The sequence below is a fragment of the Bacillus sp. NEAU-Y102 genome (genome assembly GCF_054788175.1).
This window is the reverse complement of sequence record NZ_JBTWFK010000001.1, coordinates 711,412-724,727: the sequence shown is the minus strand read 5'-3', so window position 1 is coordinate 724,727 and position 13,316 is coordinate 711,412. Positions and strand designations below refer to the sequence as shown.

Annotated in this window: 13 protein-coding genes; all 13 read left to right on the top strand. The window is 36.1% G+C overall.

Annotated features, from left to right (window positions below; translation table 11 throughout):
- The first annotated feature begins 132 nt into the window (after positions 1 to 132).
- The 13 genes from yfmF (at position 133) to ACYFX0_RS03435 (ending at position 13,150) form a co-directional block, all read left to right on the top strand.
- Positions 133 to 1,407, top strand: a complete 1,275-nt coding sequence (yfmF, locus tag ACYFX0_RS03495; RefSeq protein WP_016098850.1) for an EF-P 5-aminopentanol modification-associated protein YfmF — start codon at positions 133 to 135, stop codon at positions 1,405 to 1,407.
- Positions 1,408 to 2,694, top strand: coding sequence for an EF-P 5-aminopentanol modification-associated protein YfmH (gene yfmH / locus ACYFX0_RS03490; protein ID WP_106081618.1), 1,287 nt, complete (start codon positions 1,408 to 1,410; stop codon positions 2,692 to 2,694).
- A gap of 100 nt (positions 2,695 to 2,794) precedes the next feature.
- A complete protein-coding gene (gene ymfI / locus ACYFX0_RS03485) occupies positions 2,795 to 3,508 on the top strand; it encodes an elongation factor P 5-aminopentanone reductase (RefSeq protein WP_000759625.1) in 714 nt (237 codons plus the stop codon).
- 75 nt (positions 3,509 to 3,583) lie between these two features.
- Positions 3,584 to 3,832 (top strand): DUF3243 domain-containing protein, encoded by a 249-nt coding sequence (locus tag ACYFX0_RS03480; protein WP_000114444.1) that lies wholly within the window; start codon positions 3,584 to 3,586, stop codon positions 3,830 to 3,832.
- A gap of 138 nt (positions 3,833 to 3,970) precedes the next feature.
- Positions 3,971 to 4,756, top strand: a complete 786-nt coding sequence (locus ACYFX0_RS03475) for a DUF3388 domain-containing protein (protein ID WP_000574107.1) — start codon at positions 3,971 to 3,973, stop codon at positions 4,754 to 4,756.
- Between the two features lie 21 nt (positions 4,757 to 4,777).
- Positions 4,778 to 5,677, top strand: a complete 900-nt coding sequence (locus ACYFX0_RS03470) for a helix-turn-helix domain-containing protein (protein WP_000137467.1) — start codon at positions 4,778 to 4,780, stop codon at positions 5,675 to 5,677.
- Positions 5,678 to 5,742: 65 nt separating this feature from the next.
- Positions 5,743 to 6,321, top strand: a complete 579-nt coding sequence (gene pgsA, locus ACYFX0_RS03465) for a CDP-diacylglycerol--glycerol-3-phosphate 3-phosphatidyltransferase (RefSeq protein ID WP_001052967.1) — start codon at positions 5,743 to 5,745, stop codon at positions 6,319 to 6,321.
- Positions 6,322 to 6,341: 20 nt separating this feature from the next.
- On the top strand, positions 6,342 to 7,580 hold the full coding sequence (locus ACYFX0_RS03460) for a competence/damage-inducible protein A (protein ID WP_460269881.1): 1,239 nt from the start codon (positions 6,342 to 6,344) through the stop codon (positions 7,578 to 7,580).
- 144 nt (positions 7,581 to 7,724) lie between these two features.
- Complete coding sequence (gene recA, locus ACYFX0_RS03455; RefSeq protein ID WP_001283853.1) at positions 7,725 to 8,756, top strand: recombinase RecA; 1,032 nt, start codon at positions 7,725 to 7,727, stop codon at positions 8,754 to 8,756.
- A 483-nt stretch (positions 8,757 to 9,239) separates the two neighbouring features.
- Positions 9,240 to 10,805: a ribonuclease Y gene (rny, locus tag ACYFX0_RS03450; RefSeq protein ID WP_000099770.1), complete on the top strand. Its 1,566-nt coding sequence runs from the start codon at positions 9,240 to 9,242 to the stop codon at positions 10,803 to 10,805.
- Positions 10,806 to 10,963: 158 nt separating this feature from the next.
- Complete coding sequence (locus ACYFX0_RS03445) at positions 10,964 to 11,758, top strand: TIGR00282 family metallophosphoesterase (protein WP_001221092.1); 795 nt, start codon at positions 10,964 to 10,966, stop codon at positions 11,756 to 11,758.
- Between the two features lie 149 nt (positions 11,759 to 11,907).
- The gene (spoVS, locus tag ACYFX0_RS03440; RefSeq protein ID WP_000404341.1) at positions 11,908 to 12,168 is read left to right on the top strand and encodes a stage V sporulation protein SpoVS; all 261 of its coding nucleotides are present in this window, start codon (positions 11,908 to 11,910) and stop codon (positions 12,166 to 12,168) included.
- Between the two features lie 22 nt (positions 12,169 to 12,190).
- Positions 12,191 to 13,150, top strand: coding sequence for a dipeptidase (locus ACYFX0_RS03435; RefSeq protein ID WP_003279695.1), 960 nt, complete (start codon positions 12,191 to 12,193; stop codon positions 13,148 to 13,150).
- Positions 13,151 to 13,316: the final 166 nt, after the last annotated feature.

The following is a 13,316-nucleotide window of genomic DNA, read 5'->3' as shown; positions in this document are numbered from 1 at the left end:
TATGTTCCTTACATATTAAAGTTTTTAGAAAGAATCATATGTAAGCATAATAAGGGAGAAAAGTTGATTTTTTATTTCTAAAAACTGTATATTGAAGAGGAATATTCCTATATACGTAAAGGAGGGCTATAAATGAAACTAATGGAACAACAACTACATGAGTTAGGTGGTTTGCGCGTACATATTATTCCGACTGATAAATATAAAACGAATACCTTTGTATTTCGTTTTAAAGCGCCTTTAAATGAGGAGACGGTGACAGAGCGTGCCCTATTGCCATACGTATTGCAAAGTGCCACAGAAAAATTACCTTCTGTAATTCGTCTTCGTCAATATTTAGAAGAATTATACGGGTCTTCTTTAGCGGTAGATGTAAGTAAAAAAGGGGAAGACCATATTATCTCCATTTATGTAGACATTGCAAATGAAGTTTATTTACATGATGCACCACCGTTATTTGAAAAAGCGCTTTCTATGTTGTCTGATATTGTGTTACATCCAGCAACCGAGGGGAACGGTTTCCTATCTTCTATCGTAGAAAGTGAAAAAAGAGCACTGTTACAGAGAATTGAAGCTACTTATGATGATAAAATGCGTTATGCAAACGAGCGTTTAATTGAAGAAATGTGCAAAGTAGAACCGTATCGTTTAAGTGCAAATGGAAAAAAAGAGAGTGTTACGTCTATTACAAATGAAAGTCTGTATCAATATTATCAAAAGGTGTTAGCAGAAGATGAAATGGATTTATATATTATTGGTGATATTTCAGCAAACGCCGTTGATCTTGTAAGTAAGTATTTTTCTATTTCAGCTCGTCCAGTGAGAGAAAGAAATGTACTCCTTCATAGACGAAATAATGAAGAAAAAGAAGTTGTTGAAAAACAAGAATTAAAACAAAGTAAATTACACATCGGTTATCGTACATTTGTCACATATAAAGATGAAGATTATTTTGCATTGCAATTGTTCAATGGATTGTTTGGTGGTTTTTCTCATTCGAAGTTATTCGTAAATGTGCGTGAAAAAAATAGTTTAGCGTACTATGCAGCATCGCGCTTTGAAAGTCATAAAGGTTTATTATTTGTTATGTCAGGAATCGAAGCGAAAAATTATGAAAAAGCAGTTGAGATTATTAAAGAACAAATGCTTGCGATGCAAAACGGAGAGTTTTCTGAAGAAGAAATACATCAAACAAAAAGTGTCATCCAAAATCAAATATTAGAGGCGATTGATACACCGCGTGGATTTGTAGAAATGCTATATCATGGTATTATTTCAGATCGTACACGTCCAGTTGAAGAATGGCTTACAGGTATAGAAAGTGTAACAAAAGAAGAAATTGTAAAAGTAGCTAAAAATATTGAACTAGATACAATTTACTTTTTACAAGGAACGGAGGGAGAGTAAATGGAAAAAATTGTTTATGAGCAATTAAAAGAAACACTCTATTATGAAAAACTTCCTAATGGATTAGATGTATATGTTTTACCGAAACAAGGATTTAATAAAACATTTGCGACGTTTACGACGAAATATGGTTCAGTAGATAATACATTTGTACCATTGGGGAAAGAAGAAATGATTCGTGTGCCTGATGGGATTGCACATTTTCTTGAGCATAAATTATTTGAAAAAGAAGATCACGATGCTTTCCAATTGTTTAGTAAACAAGGAGCATCGGCAAATGCTTTTACATCCTTCACACGAACAGCTTACCTTTTTTCATGTACTTCAAACGTAGAACAAAATTTAAATACATTGCTAAACTTCGTGCAAGAGCCTTATTTCTCTGAAAAAACAGTTGAAAAAGAGAAGGGGATTATTGGGCAAGAAATTCAAATGTATCAAGATAACCCAGATTGGCGTTTGTACTTTGGGTTAATTGATAGCTTGTTTGTAAAACACCCAATTAAAATTGATATTGCAGGGACAATCGAATCTATTAGTAAAATTACGAAAGATTTATTATATGAATGTTATGAAACATTTTATCATCCGAGCAATATGTTATTATTTGTTGTGGGTGCAATTGATCCAGAGAAAACAATGGATTTAGTACGTGAAAATCAAGCGGAAAAAGATTATAAAAACCAGCCAGAAATTGTGCGTTCATTTGAAGAGGAACCAAATGAGGTAAATGAAAAGAAAAAAATTATTTCAATGCCTGTGCAAACACCGAAATGTTTAGTTGGTATTAAAGCGACTAATTTAAAAGAAAAGGGGCAAGCGCTTTTAAAACAAGAAATTGCGCTTACGTTACTCTTAGATTATTTATTTGGAAAAAGTTCTGTTCATTACGAAGCTTTATATAATGAAGGACTTATTGATGATTCATTCTCGTATGACTATACAGAAGAAAATAACTTCGGTTTTGCAATGGTTGGTGGTGATACGAAACAACCTGATGAATTGGCAGATCGTTTAAAAGATATTTTATTAAAAACAGATTATGATCAATTAGATGCGGCGGCATTAGAACGAGTGAAGAAAAAGAAAATTGGTGGTTTTTTACGCTCGTTGAATTCACCAGAATATATTGCAAATCAATTTACACGATATGCGTTTAATGAATCTAGTCTATTTGATGCATTGACTGTATTAGAAAGGCTAACGGTTCAAGACTTACAAGAAGTAGCAAAATTATTGTTATCAGAAGAAAAAATGAGTGTTTGTCAGGTGTTACCGAAAAAATAACATTTTAAAGATACCCTCATCTTATCATTGAAAAATTGTAAGATGAGGGTATTATTTAGTTGTGTGAAAATTGAACTTGTAGAGATAAGAGAGGGAATTTATGAAAAAGTATGCGTTAGTAACTGGAGGGAGCGGAGGGATTGGCTCTGCTATTTCGAAACAATTAATTCAAGATGGATATACAGTTTATGTTCATTACAATAACAGTGAAGGAAAGGTATTGGAATTGCAGAAAGCATGGGGAGAAGTTATCCCTGTTCAAGCGAATTTGGCTTCTAGTGATGGAGCAGAGCAATTGTGGGGACAAATTGAACACCCTATTGATGTTATTGTATACGCAGCTGGGAAGAGTATTTTTGGACTAGTAACAGATGTAACAAACGAAGAATTGGGTTATATGGTAGAACTTCAAGTGAAGAACGTATATAAATTACTTTCAATGGCACTTCCGCCTATGATCGGGAGGAGAAGTGGTAATATTGTAATTATTTCATCTATATGGGGACAAATAGGGGCTTCTTGTGAAGTGCTGTATTCAATGGTAAAAGGGGCGCAAAATTCATATGTGAAAGCTTTAGCGAAAGAAGTTTCTTTAAGTGGATTACGTGTGAATGCAGTAGCACCAGGAGCAATTGAAACGGAAATGTTAAGTGTTTTTTCTGAAGAAGATAAAATGGGAATTGCTGAAGATATACCATTAGGTAGAATAGGATTACCAGAAGAAGTAGCAAAAACAGTTTCATTCCTCGTATCACCAGGAGCATCATACATAACTGGACAAATCATCGGAGTGAATGGCGGTTGGCACTGCTAAAAATTTCTTACATAAAAAATGAACAGTTGCACAAATTAAGGATGATTTTATTACTCAATAGTGAGGTGCTTAATTATGTCAGTATTAGATAATTTTGATCAGTGGAAGAGCTTTTTAGGAGATCGTTTAGAGCAAGCGCAAGGAAAAGGTTTAGACGGCGGTGCGGTATCAGATATGGCATTTCGTGTTGGCGACTACCTTGCTAATGAAGTAGAAGGGCGCAATGACCAAGAGAAATTATTAGCTGAGCTTTGGAAAGTTGCTGATGAACAGGAGCAACATACAATTGCAAACTTAATGGTTAAGTTTGTACAACATAAGTAAAAGTAGAGAGGAGATTCTCCTCTCTACTTTTTTTGTATAATAATTACACAGGATAGATTATACATTTAGCTTCCCTATTAAGGTGAAATCATATAATATAGTACGTAGGTGTAAAGTAAGCAAGGGGAGTGATCTTGGATGATTGAATGGTATTTTGAATATGAAATACATAAAAACCGACCTGGCTTGCTTGGTGACGTTTCTTCGTTAATCGGTATGCTCGGCATTAATATTGTCACAATTAATGGTGTAGATAATGCACGACGTGGGTTACTTCTTATGTGTGATAATCAAGAGCAAATCTCTAGACTTGAATCAATTTTAAATACGATGGATAACATAACGGTAACGAAATATCGTCCGCCCAAGCTAAGAGATAAGCTAGCGGTTAGGCATGGTAGGTACATACAACGAGATGCAGATGATAAGAAAACATTTCGATTTGTGCGTGATGAATTAGGCTTACTTGTAGACTTTATGGCAGAAATTATGAAAAAAGAAGGCCATAAACTAATTGGGATACGCGGAATGCCTCGTGTCGGAAAAACAGAATCCATTGTTGCTGCAAGTGTTTGTGCAAATAAAAGGTGGTTATTTGTATCATCTACTCTTATTAAGCAAACTGTTCGTAGTCAATTAATTGAAGATGAGTATAGCGATGACAATATTTTCATCCTAGATGGAATTGTGTCAACGAAGCGTGCCAACGAAAGACATTGGCAGCTCGTTCGTGAAATTATGAGATTGCCTGCAACGAAAGTTGTGGAACATCCTGATGTATTTGTGAGTCAGTCAGAATACACATTGGATGATTTTGATTATATTATCGAGTTGCGTAACGATTATGATGAAGAAATTCAATATAATTTAGTAGATGAAATTGAGCAAGGTACGCAAAATAATTTCTCTATGTTTGACTTTTAAAGAAATATTGAGGTGTTAGTAGTGACGGAATTGGGACAAAAGCTGAAAGAAGCAAGAGAAGCGAAAGGCTTGTCTATTGATCAGCTGCATGAAATTACAAAAATTCAAAAACGCCATCTAGTGGCAATTGAAGAAGGCAATTATGATGTATTGCCAGGAGCTTTTTATGCGCGTGCATTCATTAAACAATACGCAGATGCTGTTGGATTAAATGGAGAGGAACTGCTTGTAGAACATCAGAGTACGATACCACAATCTGAAAGGCGTGAAGTTCCACAAGTATCAACGGGACAAAAAACACAAGAAACAATGCAAAAATCTTCATCATGGCCAGTTGCAGATCACATGCCGAAAATCTTAGTTGCGCTGTTAGTAATCGCGGTTGGAGTCGTAATCTGGTTTGTGTTTCAAGCGTTAACTGGAAAAGATGATGAAAAAGTTCCGAGTGCTCAAAGTGAGAAAATTGAAGTTCAAAAAGCGAAAGATTCTCCGTTAGATACGAAGAAAGCGGAAGAGCCAAAGAAAGAAGAGCCAAAGAAAGAAGAACCAAAGAAAGAGGAGCAGCCAGCACCACCAACTGGACAGCAAGAAGTGAAAGTAGTTGGAACAACTGGTAAGGTATCTACTTTGGAAATTCATAATAATAAAACGTTAGAATTGGAAATTTCAGCGAAGGGTGCAAGTTATGTAGATGTTAAGGATGATGCGGGTAACGAAATTCTAAACACTACAGTACAAAGCGGTCAAACAGAGAAACGCGATGTATCAACATTAAAAGAAGTACGACTTAATATTGGAAGTGCACCGAATGTTGAAATTAAACTGAATGGCCAAGTGCTTGCTTTCCCGTTAGATCCACAAAAAGAATATCACCAAAGATTGGTGATTAAAAACCAAGGGATAGAGCAACCTGCACAATAACAGTCATCGCTTCGATGACTTTTTTTTCGATGAACAAATGTTTTTGATATGATGGAGGAATAGCTGTGAATTTACCAAATAAAATTACAATATCTAGAATCTTCTTAATTCCAATTTTTATGGTAATTATGTTAGCGCCCTTTGATTGGGGTTCATACAAAATTGGTGATGTTGATTTGCCAATTCAACATTTAGTAGGGGCACTTATCTTTATCATTGCTTCAGCTACAGATTGGATTGATGGACATTACGCAAGAAAGTATAATCTTGTAACGAATTTAGGAAAGTTTCTTGACCCATTAGCTGATAAATTACTTGTTTCAGCAGCACTTATTACATTGGTAGAGATGCAATATGTACCGGCTTGGATTGTTATTGTAATTATCAGTCGTGAGTTTGCTGTAACAGGTTTACGTCTTGTACTTGCTGGAACAGGGGAAGTAGTTGCGGCAAATCAGCTAGGGAAAATTAAGACATGGACACAAATTATTGCGATTGCAGCATATTTATTACACGATGTACCTTTAAATTTAATCCATATTCCAGTTGCTGATATCTTCATATGGATTGCATTAATCTTTACTGTTATTTCAGGATGGGATTATTTCTGGAAAAATAGAGCTGCTTTTGTAAACTCAAAATAGAAGTTTATGGGGGAATTAGGATGAATGCTGAGATTATTGCGGTTGGAACTGAATTATTACTTGGACAAATTGCAAATACAAATGCCCAGTTTTTATCTGAAAAGTTAGCTTCAATTGGAATTAACGTGTACTATCATACTGTTGTTGGTGATAATAATAAGCGACTGCAAAAGGCGATTGAAGCTGCGGAAGAACGTGCTGATATACTTATTTTTACAGGTGGATTAGGACCGACAAAAGATGATTTAACGAAAGAAACGATAGCGGCTAGTTTAGATGAAGCGCTTGTGTATGATGAAAAGGCATTAGCCTTAATAAGTAATTACTTTAAGCGTACAGGCCGTGAATTTACGGAGAATAATAAAAAGCAAGCGCTAGTCTTAAATGGAGCAACAGTATTTGCAAATGACCACGGTATGGCGCCTGGTATGGGGGTAAATAGGAACGGAAAAGTTTATATTTTATTACCAGGGCCGCCAAAAGAAATGAAACCAATGTATGTAAGTTACGTGGAGCCTTTTTTACGTAATTTTACAACAGGAGAAAACATTTATTCCCGTGTGCTTCGTTTCTTCGGTATCGGGGAGTCCCAATTAGAGGTGAAAGTTCAAGATTTAATTGATGGACAAACAAACCCAACAATCGCCCCGCTAGCAAATGATGGAGAAGTGACATTACGTTTAACCGCTAAGCATCAAAATGTTAGCGAAGCGGAGAAACTAATTCAACATGTGGAAGATTTGATTTTAGAAAGGGTAGGAGAATTTTTCTACGGATATGACCAAGAATTTTTGCATTATAAGGCAATCGAGTTATTGAAGAGAAAAGGGTTAACTTTAGCATGTGCAGAAAGTTTAACAGGTGGTCTTTTTGGAAATCAAGTAACTGAAAATGCTGGTGTTTCTTCTGTATTTAAAGGCGGTGTCATTTGTTATCATAATGATGTGAAGCAACATGTATTGCGTGTGCCTGAAGAAGTGTTGCATACTGATGGTGCAGTTAGTAAAGAATGTGCTCGTTATCTTGCTGAAAATGTTAAGGATTTATTAAAAGCGGATATCGGAATTAGTTTCACTGGGGTAGCAGGGCCAGATGCTTCAGAACAGAAAGAGCCAGGAACAGTATTTGTTGGATTGGCGATTAAAGGTGAACAAACTGCAGTTTTTCCTCTTAATTTAAGTGGAAGTCGTCAACAAATTAGAGAACGCTCGACAAAATATGGATTTTATCATTTATATAAAAAGCTAGAAGAGATATAAGTTTCTTCTAGCTTTTTTTATAGTTAAATTACGTATTTATGTAATGGAAAATAAAAAAATCGAATAAATGTTCGATTTTTGTTGGCAAATTGAATTGAAAATAGGTATAATAAGATTAGCAATTCAGTTAAGGAGGAATTTTGAATGAGTGATCGTCAAGCGGCATTAGATATGGCGTTAAAACAAATAGAGAAGCAATTTGGTAAAGGTTCAATTATGAAATTAGGAGAACAAGCGGAACGTAGAATTTCTACAATTTCAAGTGGTTCTTTAGCACTTGATGTGGCATTAGGGGTAGGCGGATACCCACGTGGCCGTATTATCGAAATTTACGGACCTGAAAGTTCAGGTAAAACGACAGTTTCATTACATGCAATTGCAGAAGTACAACGTCAAGGTGGACAAGCAGCATTCATCGATGCGGAGCACGCAATGGATCCTGTATATGCACAAAAATTAGGCGTTAACATAGATGAATTACTATTATCACAGCCTGATACAGGGGAGCAAGGATTAGAAATCGCGGAAGCTCTTGTACGAAGTGGTGCGGTTGACATTATCGTAATTGACTCTGTAGCAGCTCTTGTACCGAAAGCAGAGATTGAAGGCGACATGGGTGACTCACACGTAGGTTTACAAGCACGTTTAATGTCACAAGCACTTCGTAAGCTTTCAGGAGCAATCAACAAATCAAAAACAATTGCAATCTTTATTAACCAAATTCGTGAAAAAGTTGGGGTTATGTTCGGAAACCCAGAAACAACTCCAGGTGGTCGTGCGTTGAAATTCTATTCAACTGTCCGTCTTGAAGTGCGTCGTGCGGAGCAATTAAAGCAAGGTAACGACATCGTTGGTAATAAAACAAAAGTAAAAGTAGTGAAAAATAAAGTAGCGCCACCATTCCGTGTTGCTGAAGTTGATATTATGTACGGAGAAGGTATTTCAAGAGAGGGTGAAATCTTGGATATGGCTTCTGAGCTTGATATCGTTCAAAAGAGCGGTGCTTGGTATTCTTATAATGAAGAACGTTTAGGACAAGGTCGTGAAAATTCGAAGCAATTCTTAAAAGAGAATACGGACTTAAGAGAGGAAATTGCCTTCTTTGTTCGTGATCATCACGGAATTGGTGAAGATTCTGGTGTGGAAGACACGGAAGATGCAACTCTTCAAGATTAAAAAATAAAAGACACGGGTCCCGTGTCTTTTATTTTTTTACCTTCTATTAAAGGGGTATCTATCGTAGTGGTTAAAATATTTTTTTGACTCAAATGGGATGTGTAAAGAGGAATATTCATACGTTTTAAGGGAATAAAATGGTATTTACTAAGGTTTTCCAGGATAGTATGCTATCAATTTTTCAAATTCAGATAACATTAAGGACTGAAGGTAAAGAAAGTAAAAGTAGACAACGCTTGACAATGAAAATTACGATAGATACAATGAGAATGTATATTTTTTCTTATATACGATATACTCTTCTCAAGAAGAGAAGTAATATTCGGAGTAAGGTTTAAATCTTACCGAAATAATAATATGACATTTTAATTGTGAAATGAAGAAAGTCCCTTAAAAAAGCGGGACGACGGTCTTTGCTGTATATTGTAATTTAATGTACATGCCGACAGTCTTTTTTCATTCATAGCAAGGGGAGGTGAAATCATGAGTAGTACAGTTTGGATACTCATCTCCATTTTGCTTGCAACAACAGTCGGTGCAGTTGTTGGCTTTTTTGTTCGAAAGTCTATTGCTGAAGCGAAGATTAATGGTGCGGCTAATGAAGCGAAACGTATTTTAGACGAAGCGAATCGTGAGGCTGAAGCACTTAAGAAAGAAGCGCTTTTAGAAGCAAAGGATGAAATTCATACACTTCGTACAGAAGCTGAATTAGAAATTCGTGACCGTAGAAGCGAATTACAAAAACAAGAAAATCGTTTAATGCAAAAAGAAGAGAACCTTGATCGTAAAGACGAAACGCTCGATAAACGCGAGCAGCAGTTAGAGAAGAAAGAGGAATCTCTTGTAGCGAGACAACAACAGATTGAAGAGTTGGAAAGCAAAGTGGGAGAGTTAGTTCAAAAGCAACAAACAGAATTAGAGCGCATTTCCAATCTGACACGCGAACAAGCGAAAGCAATTATTCTTGGTAAAGTAGAAAATGAAGTTTCTCATGAAATCGCTGTTATGGTAAAAGAAAGTGAAGTTCGCGCGAAAGAAGAAGCGGATAAGAAAGCAAAAGAGATTTTATCTCTTGCAATGCAAAGATGTGCAGCTGATCATGTTGCTGAAACAACCGTTTCGGTTGTAAATCTTCCAAATGACGAAATGAAGGGACGTATTATCGGGCGTGAAGGTCGTAATATTCGTACGTTAGAAACGTTAACGGGTATTGACTTAATTATCGATGATACACCAGAGGCGGTAATTCTTTCTGGATTCGATCCAATTCGTCGTGAAACAGCTCGTATCGCTCTTGATAAACTAGTACAGGACGGACGTATTCACCCAGCGCGTATTGAAGAGATGGTCGAAAAATCAAGACGTGAAGTGGACGAGTATATTCGCGAAGTCGGAGAGCAAACAACGTTTGAAGTGGGTGTTCACGGATTACACCCAGATTTAATTAAAATTTTAGGTCGTTTAAAATACCGTACAAGTTATGGACAAAACGTCTTAAAACACTCTATGGAAGTTGCATATTTAACTGGACTTATGGCAGCAGAGCTTGGTGAGGATGAAAAACTAGCAAGACGTGCTGGTCTATTACATGATATCGGAAAAGCGATTGACCATGAAGTAGAAGGTAGCCACGTTGAAATTGGTGTTGAACTCGCAACGAAATATAAAGAGCATCCTGTAGTTATAAACAGTATCGCATCTCACCATGGTGACACAGAACCAACTTCTATCATTGCAGTTTTAGTTGCAGCAGCAGATGCTTTATCAGCTGCAAGACCGGGAGCTCGTAGTGAAACGCTTGAAAACTACATTCGTCGTCTTGAAAAGTTAGAAGAGATTTCAGAGTCTTATGAAGGCGTTGAAAAATCATTTGCAATTCAAGCAGGACGTGAAGTTCGTATTTTGGTAAAACCAGATACAATCGATGACTTAGAAGCTCATCGTTTAGCTCGTGATATCCGAAAACGTATTGAAAATGAACTGGATTACCCAGGACATATTAAAGTAACTGTTATTCGTGAAACACGTGCAGTGGAATACGCAAAATAAAGTGGTGAAACACCACTTTATTTTTTTGTGTTGGAATTGGATAAAATAAAGACAGTTATTTAGCATAAAAGTGAAACAAACTTATAATAAACATATTATAAGGAATTTACTTGATGCTATAGCAATAAAAAATGCAGTACATAGAAAGGGTAAGACATATGAGAATATTATTTGTTGGGGATGTAGTAGGATCTCCTGGTAGAGGTATGATTCAACAGTACGTACCGGCATTAAAGAAAAAATATACACCTACAGTAACAATCATTAATGGAGAAAACGCAGCAGGTGGCCGTGGGATTACAGAAAAAATATATCGAAACTTTTTAGAGTGTGGGGCACAAGCAGTTACACTTGGAAACCATGCTTGGGATAATCGTGAAGTATTTGAATTCATCGATGATGCAAAATATCTTGCAAGACCAGCTAACTTCCCAGAAGGAACTCCAGGAAAAGGACTTATCTTTGTGAACTGTAATGGAACAGAAGTTGCAGTTATTAACTTACAGGGGCGTACTTTCCTTCCTCCGATTGATTGTCCATTCCGTAAAGTGGATGAATTAATTAATATTGCGAAAAAACGTACGAATATTATCTTTATTGATTTCCATGCGGAGACTACAAGTGAAAAACAAGCGCTAGGTTGGTATGTAGATGGACGTGCTACAGCAGTAGTAGGTACGCATACGCATGTCCCTACAGCGGATAACCGTATTTTACCAAGCGGAACGGCATATATTACAGATGTTGGGATGACAGGGCCATATGATGGAATTTTAGGTATGGACCGAGAAGCAGTATTGAAGAAGTTTTTAACGAACTTACCGGTACGATTTGAAGTAACAAGTGGTAGAACGCAATTAAGTGCAGTGTTAATTGATGTGGATCCAAATACAGGAAAAGCAAAGAAAATTGAGCGCATTTTAATTAATGACGATCAACCATTTTTTGAGTAAATTTCCGTTAAATTTTAGATAAGTTATTATATTTTAATTTTTTAGAAAAATTACGAAAATTTAGCAGGAATACGCGCCATTCCTCGTGAATATAAGTTAAAGTGAAATAATTGCTAATACTTTTTAAAGAAACGAGGAGGAAACGCGGAATGGAAATATTAAAAGTTAAAGCAACGTCGGTCCCTAATTCTGTAGCTGGTGCACTTGCAGGTGTTATTCGCGAACGCGGAACAGCAGAAATTCAAGCTATTGGTGCAGGTGCATTAAACCAAGCGGTAAAGGCAGTAGCAATTGCAAGAGGGTTTGTAGCGCCTAGTGGTTTGGACCTAATTTGTATCCCAGCGTTTACAGATATTATGATTGATGGCGAAGAGCGTACAGCAATAAAATTAATTGTAGAACCTCGTTAAGTTTAAACAACCTGTTTGCAGTATGCAAACAGGTTGTTTTTATAATGGAGGAATGAAAATGAAAATTTTTGATGCTCATTGTGATGTGCTCTTTCAGTTATGGAGTGCAAAGGGAAAAAAGAATTTTAAAAACGATCCGCAATTACATATTACATTTCAACAGTTAAAGGAAAGACAAGGAAGTATACAATGTTTTGCAATATATGTGCCAGAAACAGTGACGTATGAAAAACGATTTGAAGCGGCATTACAAATGATAGATATTTTTTATAATGAAATTCTATCGCTACCAGGTGTGAGATTTATCCGAACGAAAGAGGATATAAATAGATTAAAACAAGACGAGGTTGGCGCGCTATTAACGTTAGAAGGGTGCGAAGCAATTGGCAAAGAAGCGATGAAATTACGTTTGTTTTATCGGTTAGGTGTACGTTCTTTCGGATTAACATGGAACTATGCGAATTTGTTAGCTGATGGGGCGCTAGAGACGCGTGGAGCAGGTTTAACTACTGTTGGTAGACAAGTTGTACAAGAGTTGAATACTTTGCAATTATGGACGGATCTATCACATTTAAATGAGAGAAGTTTTTGGGATGTGATAGAAATTGCAAATAACCCAATTGCATCCCACTCAAATTGTTATAAACTGTGTGAGCATCCACGCAATTTAAATGACGAACAAATTAAAGCGCTTATACAGAGAAATAGCATAATCGGTGTTACTTTTGTACCGCAGTTTCTAACAAGTGAAAGACAAGCAAATATAACAGATATAGTAAAACATATCGAATATATTTGCTCGCTAGGTGGAGAAAACAATATAGGGTTTGGTTCAGATTTTGATGGGATTGTAGATACGGTTGTCAATGTATCTGCCTACGGAGATTATGAAAATGTCATGAATGAGCTTTATAAATACTATGCTGCATCTACTGTAGAAAGATTTTTATATGATAATTTTGTTGAACATATGAGTTTTTAAGTTTTTGGTTTAAAATTCAGAATAATTAAAATTAATTCATTTGATTTTATTGCTTTTTTTAAGACCTAATACTAGAATGAAAAACAAAATAGCTTTATACTAAAGATTCAGGGAAATCAGAAGAGGCATAATTTGCGTCCGTTGTAGTTTATTTGCATAAAAAATG

Excerpts from the sequence above, each read along its gene's own strand:
- ACYFX0_RS03475 (WP_000574107.1), top strand. The coding sequence starts at position 3,971 with ATGATTGAATGGTATTTTGAATATGAAATACATAAAAACCGACCTGGC.
- ACYFX0_RS03460 (WP_460269881.1), top strand. The coding sequence starts at position 6,342 with ATGAATGCTGAGATTATTGCGGTTGGAACTGAATTATTACTTGGACAA.
- ymfI (WP_000759625.1), top strand. The coding sequence starts at position 2,795 with ATGAAAAAGTATGCGTTAGTAACTGGAGGGAGCGGAGGGATTGGCTCT.
- ACYFX0_RS03480 (WP_000114444.1), top strand. The coding sequence starts at position 3,584 with ATGTCAGTATTAGATAATTTTGATCAGTGGAAGAGCTTTTTAGGAGAT.
- ACYFX0_RS03445 (WP_001221092.1), top strand. The coding sequence starts at position 10,964 with ATGAGAATATTATTTGTTGGGGATGTAGTAGGATCTCCTGGTAGAGGT.
- yfmF (WP_016098850.1), top strand. The coding sequence starts at position 133 with ATGAAACTAATGGAACAACAACTACATGAGTTAGGTGGTTTGCGCGTA.
- recA (WP_001283853.1), top strand. The coding sequence starts at position 7,725 with ATGAGTGATCGTCAAGCGGCATTAGATATGGCGTTAAAACAAATAGAG.
- yfmH (WP_106081618.1), top strand. The coding sequence starts at position 1,408 with ATGGAAAAAATTGTTTATGAGCAATTAAAAGAAACACTCTATTATGAA.
- rny (WP_000099770.1), top strand. The coding sequence starts at position 9,240 with ATGAGTAGTACAGTTTGGATACTCATCTCCATTTTGCTTGCAACAACA.
- spoVS (WP_000404341.1), top strand. The coding sequence starts at position 11,908 with ATGGAAATATTAAAAGTTAAAGCAACGTCGGTCCCTAATTCTGTAGCT.
- ACYFX0_RS03435 (WP_003279695.1), top strand. The coding sequence starts at position 12,191 with ATGCAAACAGGTTGTTTTTATAATGGAGGAATGAAAATGAAAATTTTT.